Origin of the sequence: Microbispora cellulosiformans (assembly GCF_008728085.1) — a bacterium.
Taxonomy (GTDB): domain Bacteria; phylum Actinomycetota; class Actinomycetes; order Streptosporangiales; family Streptosporangiaceae; genus Microbispora; species Microbispora amethystogenes.
Genome location: NZ_VYTZ01000007.1, coordinates 216,712 through 229,389 on the forward strand (window position 1 = coordinate 216,712; position 12,678 = coordinate 229,389).

Consider the following 12,678-nt stretch of genomic DNA (forward strand, 5'->3'; position numbering starts at 1 on the left):
TCAGCCTCCCGCGGCGGCGAGGGCGCCGAGACGCCCGCCGGCCAGGTTTCGGTACACGGACTCGGTCTGCTCGGCGATCCTGGACCAGCCGTAGCGGGCACGGGCCCGCCTCGCCCCCGCGGCCGACAGCGCCGACCGCAGGGCGGGCCGGGCGAGCAGGTCGCCGAGCGCACGGGACAGCGCGCGGGGCCGCCGGGGCGGCACGAGCACACCGCATCCCGCGACGGTGTCGAGGTGGCCGCCGACCGCCGAGGCGATCACCGGCACCCCGCAGGCCAGGGCCTCCAGTGGCACCATGCCGAACGGCTCGTACCACGGGACGGTCACCAGCACGTCGGCGGAGCGCATGAGGGCGGGCACCTCGGCCCGGCCCACGCTGCCGATCAGCCGGACCCGGTCGCCGAGGCCGAGGCCGTCCGCCAGCGTGCGCAGCCGCGTGCTCTCCTCGTCGCCCGGTTCGCCGCCCGCGATGACGAGTTCGGCGCCGGGCACCTGCCGCAGGGCGCGAACGACGGTGTCCACCCCCTTGCGCGGCACCATGCGCCCGATGCTCAGCACCCGGGGCCGGTCGCCGCGCGGGGCGGCCGGGCCGCCGGGGCGGAACACGCCGAGGTCGACGCCGCACGGCACGACCGCGATCCGGTCGCGCGGCACGCCCAGCGCGACCAGTTCCCGCACCTCGTCGGAGCAGGTGGCGATCACGGCGACGGCCCGGCGGCCGATCTCGCGCTCGGCGGAGATCCGGGCCGCCGGGCTCGTGTCGGCCTCGCCCTGCCAGCGCCGCTTCACCGTGCCGAGCGCGTGGTAGGTCTGCACGACCGGGACGCCGAGCGGCTCGGCCGCCGTCAGGGCGGCCAGGCCGCTCATCCAGAAGTGGGCGTGCGCCACGTCGGGCCGCTCGCCCTTCCACCCGCGGGCCAGGTGCGCGCCGAACTCCGCCATGTATGGCAGCAGTTCGTCCTTGGGCAGCGGCTCGGGCGGCCCGGCCGGCACGTGCTCGACGGTGACACCGGGCGCCATGGGCACGGTGTCCGGCTGCTCCGGCGAGGTGCGCCGCGTGTGGACGACGACCTCGTTGCCCCGCTCCGCCAGGGCCAGGGCCAGCGCCGCCACGTGCACGTTCTGCCCGCCCGCGTCCACGCCGCCGAGGGTCGCGAGCGGGCTCGCGTGCTCCGAGACCAGGGCGATCCTCATGACACCCCCTCCTTGACCGCCTCGACCACCTCGACCGCCTCGCCGAGCGGCTCCCTCGCCGCGATCAGGCTGCGGACGGCGTCCACGACCTGGTCGCCGCTGACGGCGGACAGGCACGGATGGCCGGGGACGGGGCAGATCCTCGCCCTGCTCCCCCGGCAGGGGGCGTCCTGGTCGCCGAGGAGCACCGAGGGCACTCCGTACGGCGCCCAGCGGGCGGCGGGCACGACCGGCGCGAACAGGCTGACCACCGGCGTGCCGACCGCCGCCGCGAGATGGGCCGGGCCGGTGTTGGCCGCCACGACCGCCGACGCCCCGGCCAGCACGGCGGCCAGCTCGGCGAACGTGGTCGCCCCGCCGAGGTCCGCCGCGGGACCGGAGACGATCGCGGTGAGGGCCCGCTCCCCGGGGCTGCCGGTGACGACGACCCGCTCGCCCGCGGCCAGCAGCACCCCGACGGCCTCCGCCCAGCGCTCGGCGGGCCACGCCCTCGCCTGCGCGGTCGTGCCGGGATGCACCACCACATAGCCCGGCGGCCCGGTGAGGTGCTCCACGTCCGGCAGCGGGCCGCGTACGGCGAGCCGCCCGTCGTCGCCCGGCGGCAGGGCGAAGCCGGCCGCGCGGGCGAGGCCGAGCATCCGCTCCGGCTCGGGGACGTCCACGCGCTCGTCCACGATGTGCCGCACGTCGAGCAGCGAGCCGGGGTAGTCCTCGCTGATCGCGGCGATGCGCGGCACCCCGGCGAGCCGCAGCAGCAGGGCCGTCGGCAGCGCCGACTGGTGGAAGGACGTGAAGATCACGGCCAGGTCGGGCCCCACGGCGCGGACCTGCTCGACCAGGCGGGCCGCGTGCTCGGAGGTCACCGGCATCCGGTCGGGGTCGATCCAGGGGGCGCGCCACTCCAGCACGCGGTCGACGCCGGGCAGCAGTCCGGCCGCCGCCCTGCCGTTCGGGCCGGCGAGCATGACGACCTCCCGCGCTCCGGCGGCGACGGCGCGCACGGCGGGCCCAGCGAGCAGCACGTCACCCGCGTTGTCGGGCCGCACCACCAGTGCGGTCCCGATCACGGACGCCTCCCCGTCCGCACCGCGAGCTCGCCTCTGAGCCGGTGGGCGCACGCGACCGGCGGGATCACCACGCTGGTCACGACCATGCGCCAGATCTCCTCGGGCGTACGCGGTCCGGGGGCGATCCGCGCCCAGGCGAACTCGGCGGTGAGGCCGAGCCAGGCGAGCCCGGCGGCGCCCGCGGCGAGACGCGTCCGGCGGCCGTTCCGCACTCCGGCGGCGGCCAGCGTGAGCGCGAGCAGGCCCGCGCCGGTGGTGAGGGCGTGCCGCCTGAGCCTGCCCGGGTGGCCGCCGACGAACAGACGCCAGTCGCGGCCGTACGCCTGGCGCATGAGCGCGTCGGAGGCGTTGCCGCGCTGGAAGCGCACGCTGGACCAGAAGCCGTCGGCGCGCACCGGGTGCCGCGTCAGCCGCTCCCCCTTCGCCAGGCAGAACCCGGCCCGCTCCACGCGAATCGCGAGGTCGGCGTCCTCCCGGTACGCGCCGGGAAAGCGTTCGTCGAACCCGCCGGTCGCCTCCAGGGCCGTCCTGCGGTAGGCCATGTCGGCGGTGATCCAGTCGGCTCCGGCCAGGCCGGCGGTGTTGCGCTCGGCGTCGGTCGGGCGGCGGCCCTCGGCGGACCCGGGCAGCGGCACCTCCAGCCGTCCCTGGCTGCCGCCCACGTGCGCGGGCAGGCGGGCGAGGTCGGCCGCCAGCGCCCGCGCCCAGCCGGGCCCCGGCACCACGTCGTCGTCCAGGAACACCACCCAGGGGGTCGTCGCCGCCCGCCAGCCCACGTTGCGCGCGGCGGCCGGGCCGCGCCCGCCCGACCTCAGCATCCGTACGCGAGCGGGGACCTGCAGGGCTTCGGCGCCGTCCCCCGGCCGGTCGTCCACCACGATGACCTCGGAACCGTCCTGGAGATCGATGGCGGCGAGCGTGGCGGCGAGGCTCGTCCGCCCGATGGTCGGGATCACGACCGTGACGGCCGGCCCCTGCGGGACGGCCTCGGTGGGGGCGGCCTTCCGTTTCCGGCCGGTCCGCTGTGCCGTCTGCTGTGCCGTCTGCTGTGTCGTCTTTTGTGTCGTCTGCCGGGTCGTCTCCGATGTCATCCCGCGAACACCGCCCCCCTGCGCACGACGTACGGGCCGAGAACGAGCACGTCCACGGGCGCCGAGCCGAAGCACTCCAGCGCGTCGCGCGGGTCGTCCACCATCGGACGGCCGGCGGTGTTGAGGCTCGTGTTGACCACCACGGGGACCCCGGTGCGGGCCTCGAACTCCTCGAGTAACCGGGCGAGCAGCGGGTCGCGCCCGCGCTCGATCGTCTGGATGCGGGCCGTGCCGTCCACGTGGACGACGGCCGGGATGCGGTCGCGCCACTCGGGCCTCACGTCGTGGACGAACAACATGTACGGGCTCGACATCGGGCCCCTGCCGAAGATCGTGGAGGCGCGTTCCGCGAGGACCATCGGGGCGATGGGGCGGAACTGCTCGCGGCCCTTCACGTCGTTGAGCCGCTCGGTGTTGCGGGGGTTCCCGGGGTTGGCGAGCAGGGAACGGCGGCCGAGGGCGCGGGGGCCGTACTCCGCGCGGCCCTGGAACCAGGCCACCACGCGGTCGGCGGCGAGGTCGGCGGCGACGGCCGCGGCGAGGTCGGCGGGCCGCTCGTACGGCACCTTCGCCACGTCGAGCCAGGCGCCGAGCTCCTCGTCGGTCCAGCCGCGGCCGAGGTCGGCGCCGGGCATCGGGGCGACCCGGTCGCCCCCGGCCCGCGCGAGGTGCAGCGCCCCGCCGAGCGCGGTGCCGGAGTCGCCCGCCGCGGGCTGCACCCAGATGTCCTCGAACGGGCCCTCGGCGAACAGCCGGGTGTTGGCCACGCAGTTCAGCGCCACTCCCCCGGCCATCGTGAGATGACGGGCGCCGGTCCGCTCGTGCAGCCACGTCGCGAGGTCGAGCAGGACCTCCTCCAGCCGCGTCTGCACGCTCGCCGCGAGGTCGGCGTGGTCGGAGGTCCACTTCTCGCCCTTGCCGAGGGCCTTGGCGTAGACGCTCCAGTCGATCTGCTCGACCCGGAAACCGCCGTCGCCCGTCGGGTAGATCAGCTCGCGCATCTCCCGCAGGAACCGCGGCTCGCCGTAGGAGGCGAGGGCCATCACCTTGTACTCGTCGCTCGACCGCAGGAAGCCGAGGTGCGCGGTGAGGTCCTCGTACATCAGTCCGAGGGAGTGCGGCAGGGCCTGGCTCGCCAGGACGGTGAGCTCGCCGTCCCGGTAGTGCCCGGCGAGGTGCGACACGGCCTCGCCCCGGCCGTCGCAGACCAGCACCGCCGACTCGCCGTACGGCGCGGCCAGCCCGGCCGACGCGGCGTGCGCGATGTGGTGGGGGACGAAGCGCACCTGGGCGGCGTCCAGCCCGGGCAGCGCGGTCGCCAGGAAGTTGGGGGCCCGGCGCGCGTAGGTGGTGCGCATGTCCTCCCAGCGCGCGTCCTGCCCCTCCCCTCCGGGCAGCACCAGCTCCGGATCGTAGGAGTAGGCGACTCCGTCGAGGTCCTCGGGCCGCAGGCCGGCCTGTTCCAGGCACCACGCCGCGGCCTGCTCGGGGAGCTCCCAGGCCGAGAACGGCACCGGCCGCTTGCCGTGCTTGCGCCGGCTGAAGCGCTCTTCCTCCGCTGCGGCCACCACTTCGCCATCCACGACCAGCGCAGCGGCCGGATCATGGAATATCGCGTTTATGCCCAAGAACCGCATCGGTTTCCCTCCGTTGCGCAGTGCCGGTCTGGTTACCGAGAGAAGTGGCGCTAAACACTCCTTTGTAGAGAAGTCGACGTGAGTGGGGGATGTGCTCAATAACCGCTACTCTGCGTAGTCACATGCCCTGGCCTGGAGGGGGTCAGCAGGTGGTCAGGGCGCGGTCACAGCGCGTTTGCCCCTGAGCCCTCCGGGTAGCCCGGCGGGCGATTCCCGCAGAAGGCCGCTCAAGAGGCCGCTCAGGAGGCCCGTTCGTGTCCCTGCCAGCCCGCCCGCCCGCTCGCCCGCCGCGGTGCTCTTCGACCGTGACGGAACACTCGTCCACGATGTTCCGTACAACAGCGACCCCGATCGCGTGGCGCCGGTCGACGGAGCGCGGGAGGCGCTGGACCGGCTCCGCGCGGCCGGCGTCCCGATCGGGGTGGTCACCAACCAGTCGGGGGTGGCGAAGGGGCTGATCGCGCCGGAGGCCCTGCGGGCCGTGAACGCCCGGGTGGAGGCCCTGCTGGGCCCGTTCGACGTCTGGGAGATCTGCCCGCACGACGACGGCGACCTCTGCGCCTGCCGCAAGCCCGCCCCCGGCCTCGTGCTGAGCGCCGCCCGCCGGCTCGGCGTCTCGCCCGTCGACTGCGTGGTGATCGGCGACATCGGCCGGGACGTGGAGGCGGCCCGCGCGGCGGGCGCGCGGGGGGTCCTCGTGCCGACCCCGGTGACGCTGCCGGAGGAGGTGGCCGCGGCGCTCGAGGTGGTGCCCGACCTCGCGGCGGCGGTCGATCTGGTGCTGCCGAGGATTCCGCTGACAGCGGAGCCTTAAGCGGGGCCGGGCGGGGCAGGGGGGTGGCGCGCCCAGGGGGGAGGCGCGACAGGAGGCACGGTGTTCCAGGGTCTGCAGAAGGACGGACGGGGAGCGACGCGATGAAGATCATGGTCTGGCATGTCCACGGTTCGTGGACCACCTCCTTCGTGCACGGGGGGCACGAATACCTGGTGCCGCTCACGCCTCACCGCGGCCCCGACGGGCGGGGCCGGGCGGAGACCTATCCCTGGCCGGACACCGTGCGGGAGGTGCCCCACGACCGGCTGGCCGCCGAGGACGTCGACCTGGTCGTCTACCAGCGCCCGCACGAGATCGAACTCGCCCGCGAATGGCTGGGCCGCGACGTGCCGGGCGTCTACGTCGAGCACAACACCCCCGCCGGGGACGTGCCGAAGACCCGCCACCCGCTGGCGGACCGGAACGACATCCCCCTCGTCCACGTCACCCACTTCAACGACCTCTTCTGGGACTCCGGCCGCGCGCCCACCCACGTCATCGAGCACGGCGTGGTGGACCCCGGCCACCTCTACAGCGGTGAACTGGCCCGCGCGGGGGTCGTCGTCAACGAGCCGATCAGGCGCTGGCGGGTGGCGGGCACCGACCTGCTGCCCACCTTCGCCACGGGCGCCCCGATCGACGTGTTCGGCATGCAGGTCGCGAACCTGCCCGCCAAACTCGGCCTCGACGGGGCGATGGAGGCCTTCGAGGACCTGCCGCAGAGCGCCATGCACGCCGAACTGGCCAGGCGCCGGGTCTACCTGCACCCCTACCGCTGGACCTCGCTCGGCCTGTCGCTGATCGAGGCCATGATGATCGGCATGCCGGTCGTCGCCCTCGCCACCACCGAGGCCGTGGAGGCCGTGCCGCCGGAGGCGGGGGTCGTCTCGACCAAGATCCCCTCACTGCTGCGGGCCCTCGACCGGTTCGCCAACGAACCGGAGCTCGCCGCCCAGGCCGGCAAGGCCGCCCGCGCCGCCGCGCTCGCCCGCTACAACCTCGACCGCTTCCACGCCGACTGGGACCGCCTCCTCGGCTCCATCGCCCCGAGCTGATCCGGCCGGGGTGGGCTTGATTGTTTACCGAGAACGGGGCACCGCGAGGGCGGGTGATCCGGCCGGGGTGGGAAAAGGCTCCTCATGATGCGCAACCTGGTGAACGGCGCCGTCGGCGGCGCGCTCGCGACGGCGGTGTACAGCGCGATGCTGATGGCGGCGGACAGGGCCGGCCTGCTGGAGGAGCCGCCGCCCCGGCGGTTCGCCCGGGTTGCCCTGCCGGGCCGTGGGAGCCGTCCCCGACCGGGTGAGAGCGTGCTCTCGACCATCGCGCACTACGCCTTCGGGTCGAGCTGCGGCACCGTGCTGGGCCTGCTGTCGGCGGGTCAGCGGGTGCCCGTCCCGATCGGCACGGCGTACGGGCTGCTGGTGTGGCACTTCGGCTGCCGGGGCCTCGCGCCGGCCATCGGCGCGTACCCGCCCCTGCCGAAGGACCGCCCGGGACGCCAGGCCACGCTGCTGGCGGGACACCTGCTGTGGGGCACCGCGCTCGTGCTCGCGCTCAACCGGCTGCGGGCCGAGAGGGCGCAGCTGACCACCGAACTCGCGCCCCGGCTGCGGGAGGAGGTCCGGCGCCCCGTCATCCCCGCCCCCGAGCCCGTCTCCGTACGCTGATCCGGGGGCGGCGATCACGTCCCCCGTCCTCGGGAAGAGAATGTCGTCGTGCGCTGTCATGTTTGTCGATCTGGATCAGCGCCGACGAACCGAGGAGAAACCGGATGAGCAAGCTGGACGAGAACGCCGTGGCGTTACTGCGGGAACCGATCCACGCCTGGGTGACGACCGTCAGGCCGGACGGATCGCTGCACAACACCGTGGTGTGGGTCACCGTCGACGGTGACGACGTCGTCTTCAACACCGCCGTGGGCCGGGCGAAGGAGCGGCACCTGCGCGGCAACCCCCAGGTGTCGGTCAGCGTGCTCGACCCCAACGACGCCTTCCGCTTCCTCAGCGTCTCCGGCACCGCCACGCTGGAGCTCGACGGCGCGGACACGGTCATCGACGGCCTGGCGAAGAAGTACCTCGGGGTGGACACCTATCCCTACCGCCAGCCGGGAGAGCAGCGCGTCACCGTACGCGTCGTTCCCGAGAAGGTCATCTCCAGCGCGGGCCGCTGACGGGGCGTCACCCGCCGGCGCGCAGGTAGGCGAGCACGGCGAGCACCCGGCGGTGGTCGTCCGCGTCCGGAGGCAGGTCGAGCTTGGCGAGGATGCTCGCGATGTGCTTGGCGACGGCCGCCTCGGAGACGAACAGCGCGCGGGCGATCGCGGCGTTGGACCGGCCCTCCGCGACGAGCGCGAGCACCTCGCGCTCGCGCGGGGAGAGCCGGGCCACCGGGTCACGGCGCCCGCGCAGCAACTGCCGGACGACCTCGGCGTCGATGACCGTGCCGCCGCCCGCGACCGTCGCCACCGCGCCGGCGAACTGGGTGACGTCGCCGACGCGGTCCTTCAGCAGGTAGCCCACGCCACCCCCGCCCGGGCGCTGGGTCTGGTCGAGCAGTTCGGCGGCGTAGGTCTGCTCGACGTACTGGCTGAGCACCAGCACGGCGAGGGACGGCCGCGCCGCCCGCAGTTCCAGCACCGCCCGCAGTCCCTCGTCGCTGAAGCCGGGCGGCATGCGCACGTCGGCGACGACGACGTCCGGGTCCTGCTCGGCGACCGCCGCGATCAGCGCGGGACCGTCGCCGACGGCCGCGACGACGTCGTGCCCGAACCGTTCGAGCAGGCCCGCGAGTCCCTCCCGGAGCAGCACCGAGTCTTCGGCGATCACCACGCGCATGGGATCACCACTCGCACGGGATCTCGGCCCGCACCGTGGTCGGGCCGCCGTACGGGCTCTCGACGGTGAGCGTGCCCCCGACGGCCGCCACCCGGTCGGCGAGCCCGGTCAGGCCGGTGCCGCGCGCCGGGTCCGCTCCCCCGTGCCCGTCGTCGGCGACCTCCAGCACGAGCCGCGCGCCGCGCAGCCGGCCGCGCACCGTGCAGGAGCCGGCCCCGCTGTGCTTGGCCACGTTCGCCAGCGCCTCGCAGGCGACGTAGTAGGCCGCCGCCTCCACCCGCTCGGGCAGCCGCCGGTCCAGCGCGACGTCCGCCCGCGCGGGCACCGGCGACCTCCCGGCGACGTCGCGTACGGCGGCGGGCAGGCCGCGATCGGCGAGCACCTGCGGATGGACTCCGCGGATCAGCTCGCGCAGTTCCCCGAGCGCCTGCCCGGCCAGCTCGCGCGCCTCGTCGAGCCGCAGGGCCGCGGGCGAGCCCGGCGGGAGGTCGAGCCCCGCCAGGCCCAGCTTCATCGACAGCGCGACCAGCCGTTGCTGCGCGCCGTCGTGCAGGTCGCGCTCGATGCGGCGGCGCTCGGCCTCGAAGGCGTCCACCAGCCGCGCCCGGGACCGCGCGATCTCCCGCGTCTCGGCCTCCTGCGGCAGCAGCATCGCCCGCGCCATCGCGGCCCGCGCGCCCGCCCACGCGCTGACCGTGTACGCCGCGACCGGCACCAGCAGCAGCCCGACGGCCGAGCCGGCGAAGGTCTCCGCCAGCGTCGCCTCCCCCTCGGGAGCGGTCGGCTGCACGACCGGAGAGAGGATCAGCACCACGGGCCCTCCGATCGCGGCCGCCGCCACCAGCAGGTCGACCCACCAGAGCGCGAACAGTCCCACGAGGGTGTGCCCCGCCTCCCGCCATCCCGGCCACCACCCGCCCGGCAGCCCGCGTAGGGGCTGCCGGTCCGCGTACCTCAGCCGCCACCGCTCGAACCGGGCCACCGGCGTGAGCAGCACGGCCGCCACCGCGAGGGACACCGGTACGGCCGCCGGACCACCCATCACCCGGACGGGCGTGAGGACGGCGGCGAAGGCGGAGCCGGGGACGAGCCCGGCCAGCAGGTACGCCAGGGACCTCCACGGCCAGGCCGAGGCGAGGAACCGCTGGGGCGGCCCGGCGAGCGCCTCCAACGCGGTCTGGGGCGCGAGAGCGGCGACGGCGGGGAAGGGGGCGGTCACGGCATCGACGCTAGCCGCCGGGCCCGCCGATGTCGGTAGTGCTGGGGATACCTCCGGTTCTCGTCCCAGCGCCAGTGCCTCGCGGGCTCGCCCCCGGTTGGCTCGGCTCCATGAGACGAACCGGCACGACACGAACCGGAACGACACAGACGACCGGGCAGGCGGTCCTGCTCGACTCGGTCCGCATGGTCCACGGCACCGGGCCGGGGGCGGTGACCGCTCTCGACGGCGTGAGCCTCGGCTTCGCCCAGGGGACCTTCACGGCCGTGATGGGGCCCTCGGGCTCGGGCAAGTCGACGCTGCTGCACTGCGCCGCCGGGCTCGACCGGCCGACGGACGGCATCGTCCTAATCGGCGGCGTCGACCTCGGCCCGCTCGGCGAGAAGGCGCTCACCCTGTTGCGCCGGGAACGGGTCGGCTTCGTGTTCCAGGAGCACAACCTCGTCGACGCGCTCACCGCCGAGGAGAACGTGGCGCTCCCCCTCCGCCTGGCCGGGCGCCGTCCCGGCCGGGACGAGGTGCGCGCGGCGCTCGCCGAGGTCGGCCTGGACCGGCGGGCCGGGCACCGGCCCGCCGAGCTCTCCGGCGGCGAGCGGCAGCGGGTGGCGATCGCCCGCACGCTGATCACCCGGCCCGCCGTGCTCTTCGCCGACGAACCGACGGGCGCGCTCGACCGCGCCGCGTCCCGCGTGGTCATGGAACTCCTGCGCGCGCTCGTGGACGCCCACGGGCAGACCGTCGTCATGGTCACGCACGACCCCGCCGCGGCGGCGTACGGCGACCGGGTCGTGCTGCTCGCCGACGGGCGGCTCGCCGGGGAACTGGACCGGTCGAGCGCCACCGAGATCGCCGCCCGTGTGGCGCTGCTGGAGGAGACGTGCTGAACCGTCCCCTCAACCGGCCCCTGAACCGGCCCCTGAACCGGCCGTTGAGTGTCTCCCTGCTCCGCGGCCGGTGGACCGGCCTCGCGGGCACGTTCGCCGCGCTCTGCCTCGGCGCCGCGATCCTCACCGCGAGCGCGCTGCTGCTGACGTCCGCGGGCCCGCGAGTGCCCGCGCGGTACGCCGCAGTGCCCCTTCTCGTGCGCGGCCCCGGCGTGCCCGGGGAGGAGAACGGCTTCGCCGAGAACCCGCCCTGGTCTCCCGGAACGACGGAGGCGCTGGTCCGCGCCCTGGCGTCGGTGCCCGGCGTCGCGGCGGTCCTCCCCTACCGCAGCGCCCCCGGGCCGTACGGCGCGGACGGGGTCCGCGTCATCGGGCTGCGCACCGAACCAGGAGCCGATCTTTCCGCCGTACGGGCGGCGGCCGGGCGTGCGGTGCGCGACGCCGGGGCCGGCGCGGCGCGGGTGCTCGCCGGGGAGGACAGGGCGGAGGCCGAGCCGGCCGCCGACGCGCGGACCCGGTGGATCGGCATGCAGGTGCTGACCGCGATGGCGCTGCTCGGCGGCTTCGTGTCGGTGTTCGTGGTCGCCTCCACGTTCGCGTTCCGGGTCGTCCAGCGCCGCCGGGAGTTCGGCCTGCTGCGGGTGGCCGGCGCGACCTCCCGTCAGGTGCGGCTGATCGTGTACGGCGAGGCGCTCACCGTGGGCGTCGTCGCGGCGGTGGCCGGGGCCCTGCTGGGCGCCGCCGTCGCGCCGGCCGTGGGCGGGGTGCTCGTCACGGCGGGCTTCGAGCCCGCGTCGTTCGACGTGCGCATCACCCCCCTGCCCCTGGCCGGCGCGGTCGCGGCCGGGATCGCGGCGGGCCTGCTCGGCGCGTGGTCCGCCTCGGGCCGGGCCGCCCGGGTCCGCCCGCTGGAGGCCCTGCGCGACCACACGGCGGGCGGCACGCCGATGACGCGCCTGCGGTGGATCACCGGCGTCGCGTCGGTCGCCGGCGGCCTGGCCCTGGCGGCGGCGAGCGCCTCCGCCCGGGAGGACGCCCTGGTGAACGACGTCCTGGTCGCCGCGATGGCGCTCATCATCGGGCTCACCCTGCTCTCACCGGTCACCCTCCCGCCGCTCGTGCGCGCCTTCGCGTGGCCGGTCTCGCGATCGGCCGTGGGCATGCTGGCCGGGCGGAACGCGCTGGCGGCCGTGCGGCGCACCGCCGCCACGGCGGCCCCGGTGCTGCTGACGGTGGGCTTCACCGTGCTCGTCACCGGGATGGTGCGCACGACCGCCGCGGCGTACGCCATGGGGAGCGCGGCCGCCGGCCAGGCGGAGGAGGACCGGCTCGTCTGGCTGTTCACGCTCCTGCTGGTGGGGGTCTCGGCCGGCTACTCCGGCCTGGCGATCGTCAACACGCAGGTGATGGCGGCGTCGGCACGCGTACGCGAGTTCGCCGTCCTGCGCCTGTCCGGAGCGACGCGGCGGCAGGTGATCGCGGCTACCGCGGCCGAGGCGGTGCTCGTCACCGGGATCGGCACCACGCTCGGGTTCGCGGTGGCCGTGCCCGCGCTGCTCGGGATGCGCGCCGGGCTGTCCCAGAAGGCCGGAGCGGCCGTCCCCCTGGTCATTCCCTGGCCGGCGGTCGCAGGGGTGGTGATCGCCTGTCTCGTCCTCGCGGCCGGCGCCGCCACCCTTTTCACATACGGCGCGATTTCCCCTCCGCGACCCCGATTCCCACGGTCCGGAAAAGCGGCGCGGGGCGCGGGCAAAGGAATGGCCAAGCATCGGCCCTGAGCTGGTAAGACTTGTGATCCTTTTTGTCCTGAGGCTCCCGATCTCGGATATGCCCCATACCCTTTTTGTACGGGCATTGCATTACGGGGAATCGGGGAGGGGTCATGGCTGGCAGGCGCATGCCTTTCCTTTTACGCCCGCGTTCGATCCAGGCGCG

12 protein-coding genes are annotated in these 12,678 nt (G+C 75.1%); 6 read left to right on the forward strand and 6 right to left on the reverse strand.

Features of this window, described 5'->3' with window-relative positions:
• The 4 genes from F5972_RS20775 to F5972_RS20790 are packed head-to-tail and all read right to left on the reverse strand — an operon-like array spanning window position 1 to window position 4,989.
• Window positions 1–1,194 carry a glycosyltransferase gene (locus F5972_RS20775; protein WP_150935255.1) on the reverse strand — a complete coding sequence of 398 codons (1,194 nt, stop codon included), beginning with the start codon at window positions 1,192–1,194 and terminating at the stop codon, window positions 1–3.
• Complete coding sequence (locus F5972_RS20780; RefSeq protein ID WP_150935256.1) at window positions 1,191–2,261, reverse strand: glycosyltransferase family 9 protein; 1,071 nt, start codon at window positions 2,259–2,261, stop codon at window positions 1,191–1,193. Before F5972_RS20780 ends, F5972_RS20775 begins: the two co-directional genes overlap by 4 nt.
• On the reverse strand, window positions 2,258–3,352 hold the full coding sequence (locus F5972_RS20785) for a glycosyltransferase family 2 protein (protein ID WP_150935257.1): 1,095 nt from the start codon (window positions 3,350–3,352) through the stop codon (window positions 2,258–2,260). The genes F5972_RS20780 and F5972_RS20785 overlap by 4 nt, the downstream gene beginning before the upstream one ends.
• The gene (locus F5972_RS20790) at window positions 3,349–4,989 is read right to left on the reverse strand and encodes a carbamoyltransferase family protein (protein ID WP_150935258.1); all 1,641 of its coding nucleotides are present in this window, start codon (window positions 4,987–4,989) and stop codon (window positions 3,349–3,351) included. Before F5972_RS20790 ends, F5972_RS20785 begins: the two co-directional genes overlap by 4 nt.
• A gap of 292 nt (window positions 4,990–5,281) precedes the next feature.
• Between F5972_RS20790 and F5972_RS20795 the strand changes: the two genes are divergently transcribed.
• From F5972_RS20795 to F5972_RS20810, 4 genes are all read left to right on the forward strand, one after another.
• Window positions 5,282–5,803, forward strand: a complete 522-nt coding sequence (locus tag F5972_RS20795) for a D-glycero-alpha-D-manno-heptose-1,7-bisphosphate 7-phosphatase (protein WP_150935259.1) — start codon at window positions 5,282–5,284, stop codon at window positions 5,801–5,803.
• 101 nt (window positions 5,804–5,904) lie between these two features.
• Window positions 5,905–6,858, forward strand: coding sequence for a glycosyltransferase (locus F5972_RS20800; protein WP_150935260.1), 954 nt, complete (start codon window positions 5,905–5,907; stop codon window positions 6,856–6,858).
• Between the two features lie 84 nt (window positions 6,859–6,942).
• Window positions 6,943–7,473, forward strand: coding sequence for a DUF1440 domain-containing protein (locus F5972_RS20805; RefSeq protein WP_150935261.1), 531 nt, complete (start codon window positions 6,943–6,945; stop codon window positions 7,471–7,473).
• Window positions 7,474–7,577: 104 nt separating this feature from the next.
• Entirely contained in the window at window positions 7,578–7,976 is a 399-nt protein-coding gene (locus F5972_RS20810) for a PPOX class F420-dependent oxidoreductase (protein WP_150935262.1), read from the forward strand.
• A 7-nt stretch (window positions 7,977–7,983) separates the two neighbouring features.
• On the opposite strand, the gene F5972_RS20815 is transcribed toward F5972_RS20810, so the two are convergent.
• On the reverse strand, window positions 7,984–8,640 hold the full coding sequence (locus F5972_RS20815) for a response regulator (protein ID WP_191910242.1): 657 nt from the start codon (window positions 8,638–8,640) through the stop codon (window positions 7,984–7,986).
• 4 nt (window positions 8,641–8,644) lie between these two features.
• Entirely contained in the window at window positions 8,645–9,859 is a 1,215-nt protein-coding gene (locus F5972_RS20820) for a sensor histidine kinase (protein ID WP_225311690.1), read from the reverse strand.
• A 110-nt stretch (window positions 9,860–9,969) separates the two neighbouring features.
• On the opposite strand from F5972_RS20820, the gene F5972_RS20825 reads away from it, so the two are divergent.
• Together F5972_RS20825 and F5972_RS20830 are read left to right on the forward strand one after the other, a co-directional pair.
• Window positions 9,970–10,743, forward strand: a complete 774-nt coding sequence (locus F5972_RS20825) for an ABC transporter ATP-binding protein (protein ID WP_150935263.1) — start codon at window positions 9,970–9,972, stop codon at window positions 10,741–10,743.
• Complete coding sequence (locus F5972_RS20830) at window positions 10,737–12,521, forward strand: ABC transporter permease (protein WP_225311691.1); 1,785 nt, start codon at window positions 10,737–10,739, stop codon at window positions 12,519–12,521. The genes F5972_RS20825 and F5972_RS20830 overlap by 7 nt, the downstream gene beginning before the upstream one ends.
• Window positions 12,522–12,678 lie beyond the last annotated feature (157 nt).